The 21,647-nt window shown below is 53.2% G+C and carries 22 protein-coding genes; 17 read left to right on the forward strand and 5 right to left on the reverse strand.

Annotated elements, in window-relative coordinates; translation table 11 throughout:
* Positions 1-163 precede the first annotated feature (163 nt).
* The 3 genes from pckA to hslR form a co-directional block, all read right to left on the reverse strand.
* Positions 164-1,798, reverse strand: a complete 1,635-nt coding sequence (gene pckA, locus IFO68_RS19365; RefSeq protein ID WP_192017436.1) for a phosphoenolpyruvate carboxykinase (ATP) — start codon at positions 1,796-1,798, stop codon at positions 164-166.
* Between the two features lie 308 nt (positions 1,799-2,106).
* Positions 2,107-2,985 carry an Hsp33 family molecular chaperone HslO gene (gene hslO / locus IFO68_RS19370; protein WP_192017437.1) on the reverse strand — a complete coding sequence of 293 codons (879 nt, stop codon included), beginning with the start codon at positions 2,983-2,985 and terminating at the stop codon, positions 2,107-2,109.
* A 26-nt stretch (positions 2,986-3,011) separates the two neighbouring features.
* Positions 3,012-3,416, reverse strand: a complete 405-nt coding sequence (hslR, locus tag IFO68_RS19375; protein WP_192017438.1) for a ribosome-associated heat shock protein Hsp15 — start codon at positions 3,414-3,416, stop codon at positions 3,012-3,014.
* Positions 3,417-3,955: 539 nt separating this feature from the next.
* Here hslR and gspC point away from each other — a divergent pair.
* The 14 genes from gspC (at position 3,956) to cysQ (ending at position 16,791) form a co-directional block, all read left to right on the forward strand.
* Positions 3,956-4,900, forward strand: a complete 945-nt coding sequence (gene gspC, locus IFO68_RS19380; protein WP_225445341.1) for a type II secretion system protein GspC — start codon at positions 3,956-3,958, stop codon at positions 4,898-4,900.
* Between the two features lie 38 nt (positions 4,901-4,938).
* Complete coding sequence (gene gspD, locus IFO68_RS19385; RefSeq protein WP_192017439.1) at positions 4,939-6,957, forward strand: type II secretion system secretin GspD; 2,019 nt, start codon at positions 4,939-4,941, stop codon at positions 6,955-6,957.
* The gene (gene gspE, locus IFO68_RS19390) at positions 6,957-8,453 is read left to right on the forward strand and encodes a type II secretion system ATPase GspE (protein ID WP_192017440.1); all 1,497 of its coding nucleotides are present in this window, start codon (positions 6,957-6,959) and stop codon (positions 8,451-8,453) included. Before gspD ends, gspE begins: the two co-directional genes overlap by 1 nt.
* Positions 8,453-9,673, forward strand: coding sequence for a type II secretion system inner membrane protein GspF (gene gspF, locus IFO68_RS19395; protein WP_192017441.1), 1,221 nt, complete (start codon positions 8,453-8,455; stop codon positions 9,671-9,673). Before gspE ends, gspF begins: the two co-directional genes overlap by 1 nt.
* Positions 9,674-9,696: 23 nt before the next feature.
* Positions 9,697-10,134, forward strand: coding sequence for a type II secretion system major pseudopilin GspG (gene gspG, locus IFO68_RS19400; protein WP_192017442.1), 438 nt, complete (start codon positions 9,697-9,699; stop codon positions 10,132-10,134).
* Positions 10,135-10,142: 8 nt separating this feature from the next.
* Complete coding sequence (gene gspH / locus IFO68_RS19405) at positions 10,143-10,718, forward strand: type II secretion system minor pseudopilin GspH (protein WP_192017443.1); 576 nt, start codon at positions 10,143-10,145, stop codon at positions 10,716-10,718.
* Complete coding sequence (gene gspI, locus IFO68_RS19410; protein ID WP_192017444.1) at positions 10,715-11,092, forward strand: type II secretion system minor pseudopilin GspI; 378 nt, start codon at positions 10,715-10,717, stop codon at positions 11,090-11,092. The genes gspH and gspI overlap by 4 nt, the downstream gene beginning before the upstream one ends.
* Complete coding sequence (gspJ, locus tag IFO68_RS19415) at positions 11,082-11,747, forward strand: type II secretion system minor pseudopilin GspJ (RefSeq protein WP_192017445.1); 666 nt, start codon at positions 11,082-11,084, stop codon at positions 11,745-11,747. The genes gspI and gspJ overlap by 11 nt, the downstream gene beginning before the upstream one ends.
* The gene (gene gspK / locus IFO68_RS19420; RefSeq protein ID WP_192017446.1) at positions 11,744-12,763 is read left to right on the forward strand and encodes a type II secretion system minor pseudopilin GspK; all 1,020 of its coding nucleotides are present in this window, start codon (positions 11,744-11,746) and stop codon (positions 12,761-12,763) included. The genes gspJ and gspK overlap by 4 nt, the downstream gene beginning before the upstream one ends.
* The gene (gene gspL, locus IFO68_RS19425; RefSeq protein ID WP_192017447.1) at positions 12,732-14,030 is read left to right on the forward strand and encodes a type II secretion system protein GspL; all 1,299 of its coding nucleotides are present in this window, start codon (positions 12,732-12,734) and stop codon (positions 14,028-14,030) included. The genes gspK and gspL overlap by 32 nt, the downstream gene beginning before the upstream one ends.
* The gene (locus IFO68_RS19430) at positions 14,027-14,503 is read left to right on the forward strand and encodes a type II secretion system protein M (RefSeq protein WP_192017448.1); all 477 of its coding nucleotides are present in this window, start codon (positions 14,027-14,029) and stop codon (positions 14,501-14,503) included. The genes gspL and IFO68_RS19430 overlap by 4 nt, the downstream gene beginning before the upstream one ends.
* Before the next feature lie 2 nt (positions 14,504-14,505).
* A complete protein-coding gene (locus IFO68_RS19435) occupies positions 14,506-15,264 on the forward strand; it encodes a type II secretion system protein N (RefSeq protein ID WP_192017449.1) in 759 nt (252 codons plus the stop codon).
* A 132-nt stretch (positions 15,265-15,396) separates the two neighbouring features.
* Positions 15,397-15,945, forward strand: coding sequence for an ADP compounds hydrolase NudE (nudE, locus tag IFO68_RS19440; RefSeq protein WP_192017450.1), 549 nt, complete (start codon positions 15,397-15,399; stop codon positions 15,943-15,945).
* A gap of 12 nt (positions 15,946-15,957) precedes the next feature.
* The gene (gene cysQ, locus IFO68_RS19445) at positions 15,958-16,791 is read left to right on the forward strand and encodes a 3'(2'),5'-bisphosphate nucleotidase CysQ (protein WP_192017451.1); all 834 of its coding nucleotides are present in this window, start codon (positions 15,958-15,960) and stop codon (positions 16,789-16,791) included.
* A 70-nt stretch (positions 16,792-16,861) separates the two neighbouring features.
* Here the strand turns inward: cysQ and IFO68_RS19450 are convergent, their stop codons facing one another.
* Positions 16,862-17,737: a LysR substrate-binding domain-containing protein gene (locus IFO68_RS19450; RefSeq protein WP_192017452.1), complete on the reverse strand. Its 876-nt coding sequence runs from the start codon at positions 17,735-17,737 to the stop codon at positions 16,862-16,864.
* A 168-nt stretch (positions 17,738-17,905) separates the two neighbouring features.
* Between IFO68_RS19450 and IFO68_RS19455 the strand changes: the two genes are divergently transcribed.
* The gene (locus IFO68_RS19455) at positions 17,906-18,757 is read left to right on the forward strand and encodes a bifunctional allantoicase/(S)-ureidoglycine aminohydrolase (protein ID WP_192017453.1); all 852 of its coding nucleotides are present in this window, start codon (positions 17,906-17,908) and stop codon (positions 18,755-18,757) included.
* A gap of 102 nt (positions 18,758-18,859) precedes the next feature.
* Here IFO68_RS19455 and sthA read toward each other — a convergent pair whose 3' ends face one another.
* The gene (gene sthA / locus IFO68_RS19460) at positions 18,860-20,275 is read right to left on the reverse strand and encodes a Si-specific NAD(P)(+) transhydrogenase (RefSeq protein ID WP_192017454.1); all 1,416 of its coding nucleotides are present in this window, start codon (positions 20,273-20,275) and stop codon (positions 18,860-18,862) included.
* Positions 20,276-20,574: 299 nt separating this feature from the next.
* Here sthA and fabR point away from each other — a divergent pair, with 299 nt between their 5' ends.
* Entirely contained in the window at positions 20,575-21,207 is a 633-nt protein-coding gene (gene fabR / locus IFO68_RS19465; protein WP_027251541.1) for an HTH-type transcriptional repressor FabR, read from the forward strand.
* A 20-nt stretch (positions 21,208-21,227) separates the two neighbouring features.
* Complete coding sequence (locus IFO68_RS19470; RefSeq protein WP_192017455.1) at positions 21,228-21,608, forward strand: YijD family membrane protein; 381 nt, start codon at positions 21,228-21,230, stop codon at positions 21,606-21,608.
* The last annotated feature ends 39 nt before the right edge of the window (positions 21,609-21,647 follow it).

Here is a 21,647-nt window from a genome sequence, read left to right on the forward strand (position 1 = left end):
AAGGCCGGTGTCAAAAGAGTGAAGGAAATGCGACTACTTGGCAAGGAATGCGGCGGGTTTTTGTTGGCTATTTAGTGTTTAGCTAAGGTTGTTGCACGAGTGTGCGATTGGTTCAGAGACAAGGAAGCCCTGCGGTGCAGGGCTTCTTTCAGTTTCACTCAAATCAGTCCAGCTGAGGGCCTGCGGCAACCAGAGCGGCACCTTGTTCGTTATCTGTGTATTTATCGAAGTTGCTAATGAAGAGTTTGGCCAGATCGTTGGCTTTGGTTTCCCATTCCGCTTCACTGGTATAGGTATCGCGCGGATCCAGAATGTCGGGATTCACACCCGGCAAGGCTGTCGGCACGGTCAGATTGAAAATGGGCACTTGCTTGGTTTCAGCGTTTTCGATCGAACCGTCGAGAATGGCATCAATAATGGCGCGGGTATCTTTGATTGAGATACGTTTACCGCTGCCGTTCCAGCCAGTGTTGACCAGATAGGCTTCAGCGCCTGCCGCTTCCATGCGTTTGACCAGCACTTCCGCATATTTAGTCGGGTGCAGACTCAGGAATGCATTACCAAAACAGGCCGAGAAGGTCGGTGTCGGCTCTGTGATGCCACGCTCGGTGCCAGCCAGTTTCGCCGTAAAGCCAGACAAAAAGTGGTACTTGGTCTGCTCGGGCGTCAGTTTGGACACCGGAGGCAGTACACCGAAGGCGTCAGCCGACAGGAAAATCACTTTATTGGCATGACCACCGCGGGATACCGGCTTCACTATGTTCTCAATGTGGTACAGCGGGTAGGACACACGGGTGTTTTCGGTTTTAGAACCGTCGTCAAAATCTATGGTGCCGTCATCGCGAACGGTCACGTTTTCCAGCAGGGCGTCACGACGGATCGCCTGATAGATGTCCGGTTCGGCTTCTTTCGACAGTTTAATGGTTTTGGCGTAGCAGCCCCCTTCGAAGTTGAAGACACCGTTGTCATCCCAGCCATGCTCGTCATCACCAATCAATTTACGCTTAGGATCGGTAGACAGGGTGGTTTTACCTGTGCCGGACAGGCCAAAGAACACGGCAACATCGCCATTTTCTCCCTGATTAGCTGAACAGTGCATAGAGGCAATGTCCTGCAGCGGCAGGAAGTAGTTCATCATAGAGAACATGCCCTTTTTCATCTCGCCGCCGTACCAGGTACCCCCGATCAGCTGCATGCGCTCTGTCAGGTTGAACACGGTGAAGTTTTCAGAGTGCATGCCGTGTTGCTGCCACTGGTCATTGGTGCATTTGGCACCGTTCATCACCACAAAGTCGGGTTTGAAGGTGGCCAGCTCTTCGTCACTCGGACGGATGAACATGTTCTTCACAAAGTGTGCCTGCCAGGCCACTTCAGTGATCACCCGAATACATAAGCGGGTGTCCGGGTTTGCACCACAGTAGCCGTCGATCACAAACAGACGTTTGCCGGATAGCTGATTGGCGACCAGCGCTTTCAGATCGCTCCAGACCTCTGAACTCAGTGGTTTGTTGTCGTTGCTGCCTTGATCTGACCACCACAGAGTATCGCGAGTGGTGTCGTCTTTGACTATGTACTTATCTTTTGGAGAACGACCGGTAAAAATGCCAGTGTCTACAGAAACAGCGCCCAGCTCTGTCACTACGCCTTTTTCATAACCTTCCAGACCGGGTCTGGTTTCTTCCTCAAAAAGGACTTCGTAGGAAGGATTACGAAGGACTTCTTTTACGTTATGGATACCATACTGAGACAAATTCAGCTGTTGGTTGACCTTTTTATCTTCGGCGTGCATGACTGTCATTAGCGACTCCTGGGGGGTAAGAGGTAGTTAGGCTGTCTTTTTTTACCCTGCGTACAGGGAGGTAGCTTTTGTCGTAACCACATACAAAGTATGGTTACTTTCTAGTGTTTTTATCTGTACCTAGCCTAATTTTACCCTGTCTGGAAAGGTTTATGCCAGTGTAAGTGATTAATATTCCTTGCCAATTAAGCATGAATAAGCTGTGCTTGCATTTCAGAAAGCAGCATAAAAGTGTGGAGGAGTTAAAAAAAAAGCCAGCATGTAGCTGGCTTATGTAATTTACTTTCAGTCTTAATAATGGATGAAAATTAATGCAGCTGCGAATCGTCGGCTTCGGAGCCGGTTTCGAACAGGCTGGTAATATCAAAACTGTCGAAATCGTAGCTGGTGCCACAGTAGTCGCAATGCAGTGAGACTTTACCCTCTTCCTGCAAAATACGTTCAACTTCATTACGATCCAGTAACTTAATGGCACCGGCGCTGCGCTCGCGAGAGCAGCCGCAGTGGAAAATCACCGGTTGCGGATCAAAGAGTTTTACTTTCTCCTGGTGGTACAGGCGGTATAACACGTCCTGAGCAGGCAGACCGAACAGCTCTTCATTCTTCACTGTCTCTGTTAATTGCTCCAGGTGCTCAAAATCACTGGCATCGCCTTTACCATCTGGCAGGATCTGCAGCAGCATGCCTGCGGCTTTAGTCTGGCCGTCGGCCTCACCGGTGCGCAGCCAGATGCGGGTCGCCAATTGCTCTGAGTTAGCAAAGTAGCTTTCCAGACACGCGGCAAGCGTGTCGCCTTCCAGGCCGACCACGCCCTGGTAGCGTTCACCCTGGTTCGGTGTGATGGTAATGATCATATGGCCTTTGCCCATTAGATCGTGGATGTTGCCGTCCGCAGCCAGTTCGCCGTCCCAACGTGCGACACCACGCATCTGCTGGTTGTGATCACCATTAATCACAGCCAGTTTCACAGGACCGTCACCTTGCAGTTGTACCGTGATGGACCCCTCGAATTTCAGAGTGGCCGTCAGCAGGCTGGTGGCAACCAGCAATTCGCCCAGTAGTGTCTGCAAAGGCGCAGGGTAGTCCTTGCTGGCAATAATGTGCTGATAGGTATCGGTGAGTTGTACGAGTTCACCGCGAACAGACACATCGTCAAACAGGTAACGGTAAAGATTATCGCTGGTCATGATTTGGTTTTCTCCGGCACTCACTGTCAGTGATTGCTTTTAAACTTAAGTATATCGCGTCGCTGCTTTTTATCCGGGCGCTTGTCCGGGTGCGGATTGTGCGAATTGAGCTTGCGCATCTGTGCCTGTTGCTCGCGCTGAGTCAGGCTGGCTGCTGTTTCCTGATAAAGGGTTTGGGCCTCCGGGGCGCCACGACGCGTACCGGACACTTTGAGGATAGTGACTGTTTTTTCCTCATTACCCTGCCGAAGTTTGATTTCAGCCCCCAGCTCGACAAGCTTGCTGGGTTTGGACCGCTGGCCGTTATAGTGCACTTTTCCGCCGTCGATCATGTTTCGCGCGATCGAGCGGGTTTTGTAAAAGCGGGCAGCCCACAGCCATTTGTCCAGACGCACTTCTGTTGTATCGGATTCGGAGGGTTGCCGACTCATAAAATAGGCTCCTTACCCAAATGGGCGCTAAAAATATCACAATGGAAATGCTGCGTCAGCTGCATAGCCTGATTCCCTGCCGGATTGTCTCTGAGCCAAGGTGATAGTGATCCGGGTAAGTCACAGATCACCAGTGTCACATTTTGGCTAACGACCCGAAAAGCCAAGGAAAAATACCGTTCGTTTTGGCTTGATCTGACACAGCGCATTCACAGTGTTTGGGTTTACTGTAATGCGAAGATAGTCTTAGACCTTGTTTCGTTGCACAAAAAGTCAGCGTTACAGGTACACAGTAGTTATTAAATGGTGATGCCGGATCGCAAATTCAACAATGAATGGGAATTTCCTCACACGAAATAACACACTGCTAAATGAGTAGTATTTTTTCAGTGAGTGGGTTTGCTATATTAACCTGTCATGCAACAAGATGAGCGTCGGGATTGCGGCAAGCAAAAATCCGCTTGAAATAACTGGAACTCAATCCGGGCTTTTCTTGTCATATTATTGATTACAAAGAGTCATGAGGCAGAAAACAGCAAATGGATGTAGCTAGGGTAACAATGCACTGGCGTCAGGCAGTGACGGGAAAACGTATGCCCTCAATGCAGTCTCTGACCCGAATCGTGACCTGGTGTCTGGTGGTTGTTCTGGCCTGGATGCTGGGGCGTCTTGTGTGGTCGGCATTACAACCAGTGGAAGCGCCGCCGGCCTGGCAGGCACCCAGCATCAAGTCTGGCGGGGCTAATCAGCAGGGGCTGCAAGTATCTGAATTGCTGACGTTGGAGCTGTTCGGCCGCTATCGGGCGGATGCCCCTAAGGCAATTCCTCAGCAACCTGTCAAACAGGATGCACCAGAGACTAAACTTAACCTGACACTGGTTGGGGTGGTGGCGAGTAACAACCCGCAAACCACTCTGGCTGTGATCACCAATCGGGGTAAGCAGAATACCTATGGTTTGAATGAAGCGATAGACGGCACGCGCGCGACTTTGCAGGGGGTGTTTGTTGATCGGGTCATTATCCGTAACAACGGGCGCGATGAGACACTGATGCTGGACGGACAAAAGTTTGGCCAGAATGGGTCTCAGGTGTCAGCCCCTTCTACTGCACCGGCTGCACGGCAGGCACCCGAGCCGACAGTGCAGCCCGATTCTACCGAATCCGAGGGAGCCGGTGACGAGCTGGCGCAGATAAAACAAGAGATCATGGACAAGCCACAAAACCTCTTCTCATACATTCGTTTATCTCAGGTAAAGCAGGATGATGAGCTGATAGGTTATCGGGTTAATCCAGGGAAAAACCGTGTGCTTTTTGATGCCGTTGGGCTGCAGCCGGAAGATCTGGCAGTGAGTCTTAACGGCAATGATTTGAAGGACCCGACCGTGATGGCACGGTTGTGGACTGAGCTGTCCTCTGCCACTGAACTGACATTAACAGTAGAGCGTGACGGGCAGTTACATGACATATTGATAGAGCTGCAATAGCGGCACGAATACATTGCGTATATACGCAGGAGTTTTTTGTGAAAAAATGGATGGGTAAGGGCACCCTGTGGCTGGCGGCCAGCTTGCTGTCGACTCCCCTGATGGCAAGTGAATTCAGCGCCAGTTTCAAAGGAACTGATATTCAAGAGTTTATCAACATTGTTGGACGTAATCTGCAGAAAACTATCATTGTGGATCCCTCTGTCAGAGGGCAGGTTAATGTCCGCAGCTATGATCTGCTGAACGACGAACAGTATTACCAGTTTTTCCTCAACGTACTGGAAGTGTACGGGTTTGCCGTCGTCGAAATGGAAAACGGCATACTGAAAGTTATCCGTGATAAAGACGCGAAAATTTCTTCTATTCCTGTCGTTGACAGCAAAACCCAGGCGCAGGGTGATGAAGTGGTGACCCGGGTGGTGGCGGTACGCAATGTCTCCGTCAGAGAGCTGTCTCCTCTGCTGCGTCAGCTGAACGATAACGCAGGTGCGGGTAACGTGGTGCACTACGACCCGGCGAACATCATCATGATCACCGGCCGTGCGGCCGTCGTTAATCGTCTGGCGGATATCATTGAGCGGGTTGACCGTGCCGGTGATAAAGAGATCGACGTGGTTGAGCTCAATAATGCCTCTGCCGCAGAGATGGTGCGCATTGTCGATGCCCTGAACAAGTCGGCTGATGCCAAATCGACGCCAGAGTTTCTGCAACCTAAATTAGTCGCGGATGAGCGCACCAATTCTGTGCTGCTGTCCGGCGATCCTAAAGTGCGTGAGCGCCTTAAACGTCTGATACGCCAGTTAGATAAAGAAATGGCGAGCTCGGGCAATAACCGTGTCGTTTACCTCAAATACGCCAATGCCGAAGAGCTGGTCGATGTACTGAAAGGGGTATCCGATAACCTGCAGGCCGAAAAACAAGGCAATGGTCAGGCCGCTGCTGTTGCTAAGAAAAATGATGTGATGATAGCCGCGCACGCCGACACCAATGCCCTGATCCTGACGGCACCGCCGGATATCATGCGCGCGCTGGAAAACATCATTGCCCAGCTCGACATCCGCCGTGCTCAGGTGCTGATTGAGGCGATGATTGTTGAATTGTCTGAAGGGGCCGGTATCAACTTCGGTATTCAGTACGGCTCGAAAGAAAACGGGATAGTGCAGTTTAACAACTCTAATGTGCCTGTCGGTCAGTACCTGATTGGTCTGGAAGAGGCGAAGGATACTACCCGGACCGAGCAGCGCTTTGACAATAATAACAATCTGGTTGACGTGGAAGTTACCGAAAGCGGCGATTTTTCGACTCTGGGCCAGGTGCTGTCAGGTGCCAATGGTGCGGTACTGGGCTTGATCATGGGTGACTGGACCATGCTGGTCAATGCGGTGGCCACAGACCGTGAATCTAACATCCTGTCTTCACCCAGTATTACCGTGATGGACAATGGCGAAGCTTCGTTTATTGTCGGTGAGGAAGTACCTGTGGTGACTGGCTCAACGGCCAGCTCTAATAACGATAACCCATTCCAGACCGTCGAACGCAAAGAAGTGGGTATCAAGCTCAAAGTGACCCCGCAAATTAACGAAGGAGATTCTGTGCAGCTCAAGATTGAGCAAGAGGTCTCTAACGTTCTGGGTGCCAACGGCGCGGTTGACGTGCGTTTCTCCAAGCGACAGCTTACCACCTCTGTGCTGATTCAGGACGGACAGATGATTGCCCTGGGCGGCCTGATCCAGGACGAGACCAACGAAAATGAATCCAAGATCCCGATTCTTGGCGATATTCCTATTCTGGGCCACCTGTTTAAATCCAATAATACCAGTAAGGGCAGAACCAATCTGATGGTATTTATTAAGCCGACCATTATCCGTGATGGCGTGACGGCAGATGGTATTACCCAGCGTAAGTACAACTATATCCGGGCTGAGCAGCTGTATAAGGCCGATGAAGGCCTGCGTCTGATGCCGGAGACCAAAACCCCGGTATTGCCGAGATATGGCGAAGATATTTCTCTGCCCCCTGAAGTACGGGCATTTGTATCCCGTCTGGAGGAGAAGTGATGGACACGCTGCGCCCGGCCGATCTGGTGCAGTTCCGTTTGCCGTTTTCTTTCGCCAAGCGTCATAAAGTGGTGCTTGAAACGGGTGAACACGGCAGGGTGCTTTATCATGACGGACCGCTAAAAGCTGTGGTGCTGGCGGAAGTGCGCCGGGTGTCTGGCCGCAGTTTTCGCGTTGAAGCGCTGGAACCGCATGCTTTTGAACAACGCCTCACCGATGCCTATCAGCGTGATTCGTCGGAAGCGCGTCAGTTGATGGAAGATCTGGGCTCTGACAGCGATGACTTTTTCTCGCTGGCTGAAGAGTTGCCTCAAACCGAAGACTTGCTGGAATCGGAAGATGACGCGCCAATCATCAAGCTGATCAATGCCATGCTGGCTGAAGCGATCAAGGAAGGAGCCTCGGATATCCATATCGAGACTTTTGAGAAAACCTTGTCGATTCGTTTTCGTGTCGATGGCGTGCTGCGCGAGGTGCTGACCCCGAGCCGCAAACTGGCGCCGCTTCTGGTCTCCCGGATCAAAGTCATGGCCCGGCTGGATATCGCCGAGAAACGCGTGCCTCAGGATGGCCGGATCTCTCTGCGCATCGGTGGCCGGGCGGTAGACGTGCGGGTGTCAACCATGCCGTCCTCGCACGGTGAGCGTGTCGTATTGCGTTTGCTGGATAAAAATGCGACCCGGCTGGATTTACACAGCCTGGGCATGACGCCCCGTATTCACAAAAGTTTCCAGTACCTGATTGCCCGTCCGCACGGCATCATACTGGTGACAGGGCCGACCGGTTCGGGTAAATCGACCACTTTATATGCCGGCCTGCAGGAGCTGAACAGCCATGAGCGCAATATCCTGACGGTCGAAGATCCGATTGAATTTGATATCGATGGCATAGGTCAGACACAGGTGAATACCAAAGTGGACATGACCTTTGCCCGTGGGCTGCGGGCGATTCTGCGTCAGGATCCGGATGTGGTGATGGTCGGTGAGATCCGTGACCTGGAAACCGCTTCCATTGCCGTGCAGGCCTCCCTGACCGGTCATATGGTGATGTCGACCCTGCACACCAACACAGCGATTGGTGCCGTGACCCGTTTGCGCGATATGGGCATCGAGCCTTTCCTGGTCTCTTCTTCTTTGCTGGGAGTACTGGCGCAACGTCTGGTACGGACGCTGTGTCCCCATTGCCGCGATCCCTATCAGGCTGACAGTGAGCAGAAAAAGCTGTTCGATGTACCGGAATATGAGTCCTTGACCCTCTATCATGCCGTCGGTTGCGAGCACTGCAATAACAAAGGCTATCGTGGCCGGACCGGAATTCACGAACTGCTGCTGGTGGATGAACAGGTACAGGAGCTGATCCATGCCGATGCCGGCGAGCAGGCGATAGAAAGAGTGATCCGCCAGCACACCCCGAGTATCCGTGATGATGGTCTGGCCAAAGTCCGCCAGGGTATTACCACGCTTGAAGAAGTGATGCGAGTGACCAGGGAGGGCTGATGGCAGCATTTGAATATAAGGCCCTGGATACCAAAGGACGCCAGAAAAAAGGCGTCATGGAAGCCGATACGGCCCGCCAGCTTCGCCAGCAACTGCGCGAGCAGGGATTGATCCCGGTTGAAGTCAGCCAGAGTCATGAGCGTGAAAAGCGCAAGGCGGGCGGGCGGATTGCGTTTCGCCGCGGGATCAGCACCAATGAACTGTCCCTGCTGACCCGCCAGCTGGCCACCTTGGTCCAGGCGGGGATGCCGTTAGAAGAGTGCCTGCGCGCGGTGGCCGAGCAGAGCGAAAAAGTCCGTCTGAAAAACATGATGCTGGCGGTGCGCTCTAGAGTAGTTGAAGGCTACACCCTGGCAGACAGCATGGCAGAATTCCCTCATATCTTTGACCAGCTGTTTCGGGCCATGGTCTCGGCAGGGGAAAAATCCGGCCATCTGGATACCGTGCTCAATCGTCTGGCCGATTACACTGAAAACCGGCAGAAAATGCGCAGTAAGCTGCAGCAAGCGCTGATTTACCCGACCATGCTGACTCTGGTTGCCGTGTCTGTGGTGGCTTTTTTGCTGGCCACTGTGGTGCCGAAAATTGTGGATCAGTTTGTCCATATGGGGCAGGAATTGCCGCAGATCACTCAGGTGCTGCTGGCCGCCAGTAATTTTGTTCAGCACTGGGGACTGGCCGTTGTGCTGGTCATCATACTGCTGATTGCGGGTATCCGGATGGCGTTGCGTCGTCCGGACCTGCGGCTGCGCTGGGACAGGCGGATGATGGGCGTTCCTGTTATCGGTAAAGTGGCGCGTGGCCTGAACACATCCCGTTTTGCCCGCACGCTGTCGATTTGTACCTCCAGTGCCATCCCTTTGCTTGATGGAATGAAGGTGGCCTCTCAGGTCATGACCAATACCTGGGTGAATCAGGAAATCCTTGAGGCAGCCGATAAGGTCAGGGAAGGCGCCAGTCTTCGCGTCTCACTGGAACAAACTAAGCTGTTTCCGCCCATGATGCTCCACATGATAGCCAGTGGTGAGCGCAGTGGCGAGCTGGAGCAGATGCTGACCCGGGCGGCCGATAATCAGGACAGAGATTTCGAATCTTTGGTCAACATGGCACTGGGGGTGTTTGAACCCCTTTTGATTGTAGTAATGGCTGGGGTGGTGATGTTTATCGTTATCGCGACTCTGATGCCAATCATTGCCCTGAATAACATGGTGGGCATGTAGTTTTCCCTTTTGGAGGTGTGTTAATGCAACGTCAACAACGCGGTTTTACCCTGCTGGAAGTCATGGTGGTTATCGTGATTCTGGGCGTACTGGCCAGTCTGGTCGTCCCGAACTTGCTGGGTAATAAAGAAAAGGCCGATCAGCAGAAAGTCGTGACCGATATTGGTGCGCTGGAGCAGGCATTGGATATGTATAAGCTGGATAACAGTGTTTATCCAACCACAGATCAAGGTCTGGATGCGCTGGTGACTGAGCCTGCGTCAAGCCCTGAACCACGTAATTACCGTAACGGTGGCTATATCAAGCGTCTGCCTAAAGACCCTTGGGGTAACGACTATAACTACGTGATGCCTGGTGAACATGGTCCGGTGGATGTCTTCAGCCTGGGTGCTGACGGCCAGGAAGGCGGTGAAGAGGTCAATACCGATATCGGTAACTGGAATATGCTGGATTACCGTTAATTCAAACTATGAAACGTGCAGCTGCCGGATTTACGCTGATTGAACTGATGCTGGTGCTGGTACTGCTGGCCACCAGCGCCGTAGCCGTTGTGATGACACTGCCGGCGCCTAAAAATGAGGTGCTGAAAGAAGAATCACAGCGATTTTATTATCTGGTGCAGCTGCTGGGTGAAGATGCCATGCTGAATGGCCGTGATTACGGTGTCCGGGTTGACAGGCAGGGCTACCAGTTTTTTGAGCTGGACCCGAAAGGCTGGCAACCCCTCAAGGATTCACGTTACTTCAGCGAAGTCACTTTGCCCGATACGCTCGGCATGGAAGTCAAGGTTGGCAGCGACGCCTGGCAGGACGAGGATCGTTTGTTCGAACCCGGTTCGCTGTTTGACGAGGATCTTTTTGCCAGTGAAGAAGATGAAAAAGCCAAACCGCCGCAGATTATCGTGATGTCCAGTGGTGAGTATACGCCTTTTACTGTGTCGTTTGATGCCAGTGGAGAAGGTGATATCTGGACAGTCGAAGCCGATGAAGTCGGACAATTGCACCTGCTTGAACCGGGAGCCACCCGAGAGGAGTCAGGCCAATGAGTTCCCGGCGGAAATTATCTTCTCAAACGGGTTTCACGTTACTGGAAGTGCTGGTTGCCATGGCCATTTTTGCGACGGCCGCCTTGAGTGTGATGAAGGCGGTCGGACAGCACATCAACGCTATGGGCTACCTGGAGCAGAAAACCTTTGCCACCATGGTAGCGGATAATGAGCTGGCCCGAATTCGCATTGCAGGCGAGCGGCTGACCGCCGAGAAGAAAGGCAAATCTGAGCTCGCCGGACGGCAATGGTACTGGTCAATCAAAAGCACCGCCACAGCGGATGGCTACCTCCGGGCTCTGGATATCGTTGTCGCTACCGATGAGGCACTGAAAGACAGGGTGGCGACCTTAAGGACTTACATTGAGAACTGAGCATCGTCAGCCATTATCGCGACATGCGGGATTTACACTGCTCGAAGTACTGGTGGCTATTGCGGTGTTTGCTATGTTCAGCCTGTCGGCCTATCAGGTCATGAACGGGGTGCAGCGCAGCGATGAACAGTCGCGGGAGCATAACCAACGGTTACAGGAAATTCAGCGGGCCATGCTGATGCTGGACAACGATTTTCGTCAGATTATCGGCCGTCAGGTCAGGCAGCAGGGCAATAACGAGAGTGGCCCTTTGTTGCAGAGCGGCGAATACCTGCTTGATTCCGCCAGTCACGGCATTATTTTTACCCGCGATGGCTGGCAGAACCCACAGCAAATGTTTCCCCGCAGCGAGATTCTCCGGGTGGGCTATCGCATTATTGATGACAAACTCGAGCGGGTGTGGTTTCGCTATCCCGACACTGTGGTAGGTACTGAGCCTTTGGTGCGTAAGGTGCTGCAAGGGGTGACGGCTTTGTCATTCAGCTACTACGGTGCGCAAGGCTGGCAGGAAGCCTGGTCAGATAATACCAGATTGCCCAAAGGCATTGCTGTCACCCTGACACTGGAAGATCTGGGTAAGATAGAGCGCGTTTATATGCTGCCGGAAGCGGTATTGCCGGACGCAGAAAAGCCAGATGAGGAGACCGCCTCATGAGACAGTCTCCCGCCAGACAGCAAGGGGTAGCCTTAATTGTGGCCCTGCTGCTGTTAGCCATAATGACATTGCTGGCGGTTCAGATGACAGATCGTCTGCAACTGAATTTTTATCGGGTTGAGAATCAGGTTTTTAACCAGCAGGCCTATTGGTACAGCCAGGGTATGGAGCAGTTGGCCAAAGTGGCGATAGAACAGAGTCTGGCGGACAGTGACACTGTTAACTTAAGCCAGGTCTGGGCAACTGAAGGCCAGAGCTATCCGCTGGATAATGGCGAAGTGCAGGGAAATATCTATGATCTGCAGGCGTGCTATAACCTGAATGCCTTGTCGGGTCAGGCACCTGAGCAGGATCGCAGCCAGAAGCCGTTTCGGGTACGTTTTCTGCAGGCTCTGTTAGAAGAGGCGGGAGCGGAAAGCTATGAAGCAGAAGTGGCGGCGGATTCGGTGTGGGAGTATGTCGATCCCGACGAGACAGTGTACAGCGCCTACGGTGCAGGCGACAGCAGCTATGAAGGTTTTTCACCGGCATACCTGCCGCCCAGAAATCTGATGGCAGATGTGAGTGAGTTTCGCGCGGTGAATGGCGTGAGTGCCACCATGTATCAGCAGGCTCGCCCTTTATTGTGTGCCTTACCGTCGACCGATCTGCTGATCAATGTCAATACGATCCAGCCTGCTCAGGCAGCGCTGCTGGTCGGCGTGTTCAGCCCGGAACTGAGCCTGGATGATGCCCGCCAGTTGATAGAGAACCGCCCCTATGATGGCTGGCAGGATGTGGATGCCTTTCTGGCCGAAGGGGCCGTTAACCGGCTGACTGAAGCGGCGCGCAAACAGGCGAAATCTTACCTGGCCGTAAAAAGTGATTTTTTTGAGCTCGATGCTGAAGTGACAGTGGATCGCGCGCGATTGCGAATATTAGCCCTGCTCAAACGAGACGGGGAGAACAAGGTGACTGTCGTACGTCGCCGTTATGGAGGAATGAGTGAGCGAGTTTCTGACGATAAGGCTGAGTAGCCGTCCTGACGGGCCGGTACATTGGCTGGTCTGGTCGCCACAGCAACAGGAAGTGATTGCCTCGGGTGAACTGGCTGACAGTGGTCAGCTGGGCGAGCTGGCGGCATACGGGGAAAACCGGCCTGTGTATCTGCTGGTATCAGGCAGCGATGTGCTGTTGAGCCAGGTATCGATCCCATCCGGGTCCGGGCGTCAACTGGCACAGGTACTGCCGTATCTGCTGGAAGAAGAGCTGGCGCAGGATGTTGATGACCTGCACATTCATATGCTTAAGCGGGAAGCCGATAAGGCGGATGTTGCTGTTGTCGGACATCAGCGGATGCAGCACTGGTTGTCGTTATGTGACGATGCCGGGCTGGTGGTACGCAAAATCATTCCAGACTGTCTCTGTTTGCCGGCCTTTGACAATAGTTACAGTGCCGCCGAGATTGATGGTCAGTGGCTATTGCGCCAGTCGGCGACTCAGGGCATTTGCGCCGACACCGAATGGCTGGCGAGCTGGATGATGGCACAACAGGTGCCATTAATCAGCCAGGTGCTGGAAGAGGAATCCCCTGAAGCGCAGAGCGCCGATGCGCAAACCGCGGCCGAGGCGTTAACGGACGACACAGAAGATTCGGTCAGTCAGCACCGGATTCGTCATTTCACCCCAGCACCATCCGGCATGCCGGGACACTGGCAGGCCGAAGCGCCTGAGCTTGTGATGGCCTTGTTGGCGAAAGGGGCTGATGACAGCAAAGTCAATTTACTGTCCGGTCCTTATAAACTGCAACCGACCTGGCACAAAGCGCTTAAGCCCTGGCGAAAAGTGGGCATTGCCGCTGTGCTGGTACTGGGCGTGCTGGTAGCTGAATATGTGGTGCGTGTGCAGGGCATGGAAAATCAGGCACTGGCCTATAAAACCGAGAGTGAGCGTATCTTTCGCCAGTTACTGCCGCAATTTAACAATATTCCCACCAGCAGTTACCTGAAACGCCAGATGAATCAGGAGCTGTCACGCCTCGGCGGTGCGGAATCGGGTCAGGGGGTATTGCCCTGGTTGATTGAGCTGCGTCCGGCGTTACTGAAAGTGCCGCAGATCTCGGTGCAGAATCTGAAATACGATCACAACCGCCATGAATTGAGGTTGCAGGCGGTGGCGGCTGAATTCCAGCATTTCGAACAGCTCAGGGTTTTGCTGGTGGAAGGATTTGAAGTTGAACAGGGCCAGCTTAACCGTGACGGCCAGCAGGTAAGTGGTGCTCTGGTGCTGAGGAGACGTTCGTGAATCAGTGGTTTAAAGCATTAAGCGGGCGAGAGCAGCGTCTGGTGATTGGCGGCGCAATCGCACTGGTGATTGCCGTATTATACTGGGGCATTTGGCAGCCGATGGCACAAAGGGCTGACTCTGCCGAGCAAAATCTGCAAACAGAGCGTCAGCTACTGAGCTGGGTCAGCGAGAAGGCTGACGATATTACCGCGTTGCGGGCTAAAACCGGCGCAACTGGCAGTGTCAGCCCCCTGGGGCTGAATCAGGTCGTCAATGAAACCACGCGCCGGTTTCGCATTGAATTGATCAGAATGCAGCCGCGTGACGAAGCCGTTCAGGTTTGGGTGCAGCCTTTGCCCTTTAATACATTAGTTAACTGGCTGGCTTTTCTGCGTGAAGAACATGGTATTGAAGCGCAGTTTCTGGATGTATCAAAAACCAATCAGGCGGGGCTGGTAGAAGTGAACCGTTTACAGCTGGGACGAGGCTAAGCGTGAGGTACAACATATTGTTAGGGGTGAGTTTTGTGCTGGCCCTGATTGTAAGTCTGCTGGTGCATTTGCCGGCGAGCTGGGTGTGGCAGTATGTGCCCAAGGTGCCCGGACTGTCGGTGACCGGCATCAGCGGAACGCCCTGGCAAGGGGCCGCGAGTCAGGTGCGTTGGCAGCAGTGGAACCTGGGGCAGGTTTACTGGGAACTCAGTCCGTGGAAGCTGCTGAGTGCCAATGCTGAATTTGCGGTGCGATTGGGCCAGGGCAGTGATCTGGGGCTGAGAGGACGAGGTTTGATGGGCGCGGATCTCAGTGGTTTGTATGCGCAGAACTTGCTGTTATCCCTGCCTGCCCAGCAGGCGATTCAGTATGCACGCCTACCGGTGCCTCTGAATCTGGGCGGTAACTTCGAACTCACCGTTCGTGACTACAGGTTTGCGGTGCCTTACTGCCAGTCGCTGGACGGCGGACTAGTGTGGAGTGGAGCCAGCATAGGCACACCGCTGGGTGACGTCGATCCCGGTCAGGTACTGGCGGAACTGAGCTGTAATGACGGGCAACTGGCGGCGACGGCCAATCAGGCTTCGGCCCAGGTAAGCAGCGAATGGCAAGCGGGCTTAACCACGGATCAGCGTTATAACCTGAACGGCTGGTTTAAACCGGGCGCCGAGCTGCCATCAGGCTTACAGGAACAGCTGAAATGGCTGGGCAACCCGGATGCCGATGGCCGTTATCCTATTCGTTATACCGGTCGCCTGTAGGCCACAGGCTGCGCAGCGACACCTGGTCTGGCGGGGTGAGGAAAATCAAATCTGTCTGAATACGCATTTTTCCTTTATTTCATGACCGCCATGCCATTTAATAGCAGATAGACCAAGCGACAGGGAAATATGATGGCGGCAGAGAATAAGAAACCGACAATTCTGGCAACCGAGGTGGTGGCACAATCCCGCCTGTTTAAAATAGAGTCTTTGGATCTCCGTTTCAGTAACGGTGAAACCCGTACTTATGAGCGAATGAAACCCAGCGGCCGGCATGCTGTGATGATGGTGCCTGTGACGGCAGAGGGCGATCTCTTATTGGTGCGTGAGTATTCGGCAGGAACGGATCGCTATGAACTCGGCTTTCCCAAGGGTTTGATAGACCACGGCGAAACGGCCGACCAAGCCGCTAACCGGGAATTGAAAGAAGAAATTGGTTTTGGTGCCAGACAGTTAGTGCCAATGAAAGAAGTGGTGCTGGCGCCGTCTTATTTTTCCAGCAGGATGACGCTGTTTCTCGCGCAGGATTTATTTCCTGAGAAACTGATCGGCGATGAACCTGAGCCGCTGGATATTGTGCGCTGGCCATTGTCACAGGCTGAAGAGTTACTGAGCCATCTTGATTTTGCTGAAGCCAGAAGCATTACCGCCTTGTTCCTGGCATTGAAGTACTTATCCTAGCAGGAGTGTGAGATGGAGCTGTCGATGTTAATTCCATCCGTGATAGAAATTGCCCGGGAATCGGGACAGGTGATCCTTGATATTTATCAGCGTGGTCAGTTCGAAAAACAGATCAAGACTGACAATACGCCTGTGACCAGCGCAGATCTGGCCGCCCACAAACTGGTGCTGGAAAGATTAACCGAGCTGACTCCGGATATTCCTGTGTTGTCTGAAGAAGATGCAACTATTCCGCTGGAAGAGCGCCAGCAGTGGGAGCGTTACTGGTTGGTCGATCCTCTCGACGGTACGCAAGAGTTCATCGCTGGCAGTGGCGACTTTGCCACAATCATCGCCCTGGTTGAGAACAATCACCCTGTGATGGGTGTGGTGTATGCGCCGATATCAGGTGTCGTTTACTACGCCAGCCGCCGGCAGGGGGCCTGGAAAATTACCCCCGAAGGTGAAACTGTCTCCATCTCGACCCATAAGCACGAAGGGCCGACCCAGTCGATAGCTGTGGCTATCAGTCGCCGCCAGGATATCCGGGCGATCACCAACCGGCTGGATCCTGCACTGAATTACGACTTAGTACCGCTGGGGTCAGCGGCCCTGAAATCCTGTCTGGTGGCAGAAGGGGCAGTCGATTGTTACCTGCGTTTAGGCCCCACAGGCGAGTGGGACACAGCGGCGACACAGTGCATTGTGGAAGAAGCGGGCGGACGTATTCTCAATACCCACCTGACACCTCTGTCTTACAATGAGCGCCACACGCTGGAGAACCCGAACTTTATTACGCTGGGCGATGAAAGCCTGCCCTGGGCAGATATCCTGACCCCGGACAACCGGATGATGGAAGCCAGCTAAGTGGGCTGACTTGGCCTCTTTTGACAGAAAGAGGCTGTGGTACGTTGTCAGCCGCTCGGGAAAAACCGCATCAGACTTCATGTTCAAAGATGCGATCGCAAGTACTGATCAGTCGCTCTGCCAGGATTTTGCTCAGCGCCGACAGCTTATCCTGGGTATGCAGGGTCACTTCCATATCCTGCACCGGCGGCAGTCCGTCATCTTGATCCAGAATTCTGTGGTGCTCGGTCACCAGCCTTCTAGGTAGCAGCGAAATACCCAGCCCGGCCTCGACGGCACAGCAAACCCCCGACAAACTGGTGCTTACGTAGGCCAGACGCCAGCTTCTGCCCAGGCTGTCAAACGTATGGGCCATTTCATTGCGATACAGGCCGCCAATAGGAAAAGACACCAGGGGAACCGGCTGCCTGTCGAGGTTATTGCTGTGTAAGCTATCAATCCAGCACAAAGGCTCCGGCCAGCTGGCTAACCCCGGCAGGCTGCCCTGCCGCTGCTTGACCAGGGCTAAATCCAGCTCGTTACTCTGAAATTTCCGCCATATATCGCTGCATAAGCCACTTTTCACTTCCAACCGGATGCCCGGAAATTCAGTTGAGAAAGCATGCAGCGTGGGCATGATGGCGTGAGTGGCAAAGTCCTCCGGCACCCCAAGCCGGATTTTTTGCTGTTCGGCGCTGACACTGGTCTGCACGACCGCTTCATTCATCAATTGCAGGATGCGGCGGGCATAATTGAGCACCCGCTCGCCTTCCAGCGTCGCTGTGACATAGCGTCCTTTGCGGTGCAGCAGTTCGCAGCCGAGCTGAGACTCAAGTTTGCGGACCTGCTGGCTGACCGTCGACTGAGTGAGGTGAGTACTGTCGGCGGCTCGGGTAAAGCTGCCGGAATCGACCACGGCGACAAAGCTGCGCAGCAGCACCGGGTCTAACGTCTTGTTCTGATTCATAATCCGTTACCAGTGGAAATCCCACTACTTGGCATTAAGTTATTTAATTTATAAATCAAATTGCCATGATCTACAATCAACACAATTCAGAATTGAAACAGCAGCCTCGTCAAGACTCTGCTTATCCATTGGCGCAGTAATACTGCTATACATGAAAGGACATATGTAATGGCCCGGAATACTTATTATGCCCCCACAGGTGGCCTGCCACCGCAAACACAGATTCTCTCTGACCGCGCGGTTTTTACCGAAGCCTATGCCATCATTCCTAAGGGCGTGATGAGTGATATCGTGACCAGCTTTCTGCCGTTCTGGGACAATACCCGGCTATGGGTGATTGCCCGGCCAATGAGTGGTTTTTCTGAAACTTTCTCCCATTACATCATGGAAGTCTCCCCGCAGGGCGGCAGCGACAAACCCGAACTGGATGCGGGTGCGGAAGGTGTGCTGTTTGTGGTAGAAGGCGAGATGACCCTGACGCTGGAAGGCGAGCAATATCAGATGGAAACCGGCGGTTATGCCTATCTGCCGCCATCAGCCAAGTGGAGCCTGAAAAACAATGGCGATGCGCCGGTGCGTTTCCACTGGATCCGCAAGGCCTATGAATTTGTTGAAGGTATTGAGGTGCCTGACGCCTTTGTAACCAATGAGAATGACATCGAGCCAACGCCGATGCCTGACACCAACGATGCCTGGGCAACAACCCGCTTTGTTGATTCTGAAGATATGCGTCACGACATGCAAGTGAACATAGTGACTTTCCAGCCCGGCGGGATCATTCCGTTTGATGAGACTCATGTGATGGAACATGGTCTGTACGTACTGGAAGGTAAAGCGGTTTATCATTTGAATCAGGACTGGGTGGAAGTGGAAGCCGGTGACTATATGTGGTTACGCGCTTTCTGCCCGCAGGCATGCTATGCCGGTGGTCCGGGTCGTTTCCGCTACCTGCTGTTTAAAGACATCAACCGTCACATGGTACTTAACCCATCACCGGCTTATCGCGGTAACCGCCGATAAGCAAAGCCCCAATCGCAAAAGTCCCAATCGTAAAACGGCGCCTAGAGCGCCGTTTTTTTATGGTGTGTACCGCTCCACAGCATTGGCTGCGGAGTGGTGCTTTCAAAACAGGCGGTTCAGTCCATTCAGTGCGGCCACCCGGTAGGCTTCAGCCATGGTCGGGTAATTAAAGGTGGTATTGACGAAGTAATCTATGCTGTTACCGCCGTTTTTCTGTTCCATGATCGCCTGACCAATGTGAATGATCTCAGACGCCCGCTCACCGAAGCAGTGGATCCCTAAGATCTCTTTGGTTTCGCGGTGGAACAGTATCTTCAGGCTGCCGACATCGGTACCGGCTATCTGAGCGCGGGCCAGGTGTTTGAATTGCGCCCGTCCCACCTCATAAGGGACTTTTTCCGCAGTCAGCTGCTGCTCTGTTTTACCCACAGAGCTGATTTCAGGAATGGTGTAGATACCGGTTGGGATGTGATCGATCAGCTGGCCCTGAGCCTGACCGGTTGCTATGGCCTGCGCCACGAAGCGGCCCTGATCATAGGCGGCGCTCGCCAGACTCGGATAGCCAATCACATCACCCACCGCATAAATGTTATCGGCCTCGGTACAGTAGTTTTGGTCGACGGACAGCTGGCCGCGTGAGTCTGGTGTCAGTCCGACCACCTCCAGGTTGAGGCGATCTGTGTTACCTGTCCGGCCGTTGGCGTACAGCAGACAGTCGGCTTTCATTTTCTTGCCGGATTCCAGATGCAGGATCACGCCGTCTTCCGTGCCTTCAATCTTGCTGTAGGCCTCCCCGCTGCGGATCATCACACCGTTGTTCCACAGGTGGTAAGACAGCGAATCAGAGATCTCGTTATCAAGAAATTCCAGCAGCCGTTGGCGGGTGTTGATGAGGTCAACTTTTACCCCCAGGCCGCGGAAGATAGAGGCATATTCACTGCCGATCACCCCGGCCCCGTAAATAATAATGTGGCGCGGGTCGTGCTGCAGACGCAGCACGGAGTCACTGTCGTAGATGCGCTGGTGGGTGAAGTCGACATCTTTGGGCTGGTAAGGACGTGAGCCGGTGGCAATCACGAATTTATCGGCGGTATAGGTGTCATGACTGCCGTCAGGGTGGCGAACACGTATGGTGTGTTGGTCGACAAAACTGGCTTCACCGGCAATGATGGGGCAACTGTTGCGATCATAAAAGCCCTGGCGCATTCTCGTTTGCTTACTGACCACTGTCTGCGCGTGACCAAGAATCTGGCTGAAAGTACTGTGCAGTGTGGTGGTGTTTTTGCTGTAGAGCGGGTTTTTATTGAATTCGATAATACGGCTGACCGCGTGACGCAGTGCTTTAGAGGGGATAGTGCCCCAATGGGTACAGCCGCCGCCGACACGGCTTTCACGTTCAATAATAGCGACGCTGAAACCTGCTTTGGTCAGTCCCATGGCGGCCCCTTCGCCTCCGGGTCCGCTGCCGATAATAATCACATCATAGTGAGAAGGAGTCGTGGGGTGTTGAGTGCTCATGGGCCGCCTTATTTATCCGATTGTTTCTGTGGTGCGGAGTGTAACGCTTTCCAATCGAAGGGAAAATCGCGACTCCCCGATAGAGCGCGTAGGATCACGTTGTGGCAGAAGAAACCCCCATTTTTATCGCTGGCAGACAGCAGTTTGTGAGCCGACAGGGAAAATGACGTTTGTGATTTTGCTTCCACCTGACAGGGCCGTTAGTATTCCCACCGGCAAAGTGTGGATTGGCGCTGATCAAGTGGCTGAAAGCGGGTATAGTGAGACTCAAACTGGCAACTTAACAGAAGCAGGAACCCATGGGGATCAGGGCCCAACAAAAAGAAAAAACCCGGCGTTCACTGATTAACGCAGCCTTTAACCAGCTCAGTGCTGAGCGCAGTTTTTCCAATCTCAGTTTGCGCGAAGTTGCGCGTGAAGCTGGTATAGCACCCACATCTTTTTATCGCCACTTCAAAGATATGGATGAACTTGGACTAACATTGGTTGATGAAGGTGGCTTACTGCTTCGCCAGCTGATGCGTCAGGCTCGCCAGCGCATTGCTGAAGAAGGCAGTGTTATCCGCACTTCTGTTGAAACCTTCATGGAATTTATTGAAAGCAGCCCGAACGTTTTTCGTTTGCTGTTACGGGAACGCTCCGGCACCTCGCCGGCATTCCGTGCTGCTGTGGCGAGAGAAATTCAGCACTTCGTGGCGGAACTCACTGAGTATCTGGAAGCCAAAGGCGGGAGCCGGCACGAAGAAGCTTATATCCAGGCTGAAGCGTTAGTCACTTTGGTGTTCAGTTCAGGAGCCGATGCACTGGATCTGGACAGTCAGTCGCGGGCAGAACATGCAGAGCGCTTAATCATGCAACTGCGAATGATAGCCAAAGGAGCTTACTGGTATCGTAAAGAGCGTGAGCGCAACACGCTGGCGCATAAACCTTAATTGAGTATGTTGGTGAAGATATGGACAAGCAACAAGTTAAAGCAGAACGCAAGACCTTAATCCTGTCACTGTTAGCAGGACTGTGCGGTAACGCCACGCTGGCAGTATTTACCTCCAGTGCTGTCGCTTTTTCTATTTTTCCGGTGATTGCTTTTGTGATGACTGTGTATTGCATGTATCAGGACTACCTGACACGCCCGATGGCGGAAGGGACCCCGGCCATTGCTTTTGCTTTGTTTCTGGTTGGCGCTTTTGGCTATTCTGCCTTTCTGCGCGCGCAGGCACCGGATATGGGATCTAACTTCCTGCCGTTGATGATCTGTTTAGCGCTGCTGTTGTGGGTCGCTTACCGCATGGGTGTGATGAAGCCTAAGTCAAAGTCTCAAGATAACGCGTCATAATATACATGCATGAAACAGAAAAGGCGCCTGAGGCGCCTT

The sequence above is a fragment of the Photobacterium arenosum genome, assembly GCF_014841115.1.
Taxonomy (GTDB): domain Bacteria; phylum Pseudomonadota; class Gammaproteobacteria; order Enterobacterales; family Vibrionaceae; genus Photobacterium; species Photobacterium arenosum.

Coding starts and splice junctions, on each gene's coding strand:
- fabR (WP_027251541.1), top strand. CDS start 20,575: ATGGGGATCAGGGCCCAACAAAAAGAAAAAACCCGGCGTTCACTGATT.
- gspI (WP_192017444.1), top strand. CDS start 10,715: ATGAGTTCCCGGCGGAAATTATCTTCTCAAACGGGTTTCACGTTACTG.
- IFO68_RS19450 (WP_192017452.1), bottom strand. CDS start 17,737: ATGAATCAGAACAAGACGTTAGACCCGGTGCTGCTGCGCAGCTTTGTC.
- gspC (WP_225445341.1), top strand. CDS start 3,956: ATGGATGTAGCTAGGGTAACAATGCACTGGCGTCAGGCAGTGACGGGA.
- cysQ (WP_192017451.1), top strand. CDS start 15,958: ATGGAGCTGTCGATGTTAATTCCATCCGTGATAGAAATTGCCCGGGAA.
- sthA (WP_192017454.1), bottom strand. CDS start 20,275: ATGAGCACTCAACACCCCACGACTCCTTCTCACTATGATGTGATTATT.
- gspK (WP_192017446.1), top strand. CDS start 11,744: ATGAGACAGTCTCCCGCCAGACAGCAAGGGGTAGCCTTAATTGTGGCC.
- gspH (WP_192017443.1), top strand. CDS start 10,143: ATGAAACGTGCAGCTGCCGGATTTACGCTGATTGAACTGATGCTGGTG.
- gspG (WP_192017442.1), top strand. CDS start 9,697: ATGCAACGTCAACAACGCGGTTTTACCCTGCTGGAAGTCATGGTGGTT.
- hslO (WP_192017437.1), bottom strand. CDS start 2,985: ATGACCAGCGATAATCTTTACCGTTACCTGTTTGACGATGTGTCTGTT.
- nudE (WP_192017450.1), top strand. CDS start 15,397: ATGGCGGCAGAGAATAAGAAACCGACAATTCTGGCAACCGAGGTGGTG.
- pckA (WP_192017436.1), bottom strand. CDS start 1,798: ATGACAGTCATGCACGCCGAAGATAAAAAGGTCAACCAACAGCTGAAT.
- IFO68_RS19470 (WP_192017455.1), top strand. CDS start 21,228: ATGGACAAGCAACAAGTTAAAGCAGAACGCAAGACCTTAATCCTGTCA.
- IFO68_RS19455 (WP_192017453.1), top strand. CDS start 17,906: ATGGCCCGGAATACTTATTATGCCCCCACAGGTGGCCTGCCACCGCAA.
- hslR (WP_192017438.1), bottom strand. CDS start 3,416: ATGAGTCGGCAACCCTCCGAATCCGATACAACAGAAGTGCGTCTGGAC.
- gspE (WP_192017440.1), top strand. CDS start 6,957: ATGGACACGCTGCGCCCGGCCGATCTGGTGCAGTTCCGTTTGCCGTTT.
- gspF (WP_192017441.1), top strand. CDS start 8,453: ATGGCAGCATTTGAATATAAGGCCCTGGATACCAAAGGACGCCAGAAA.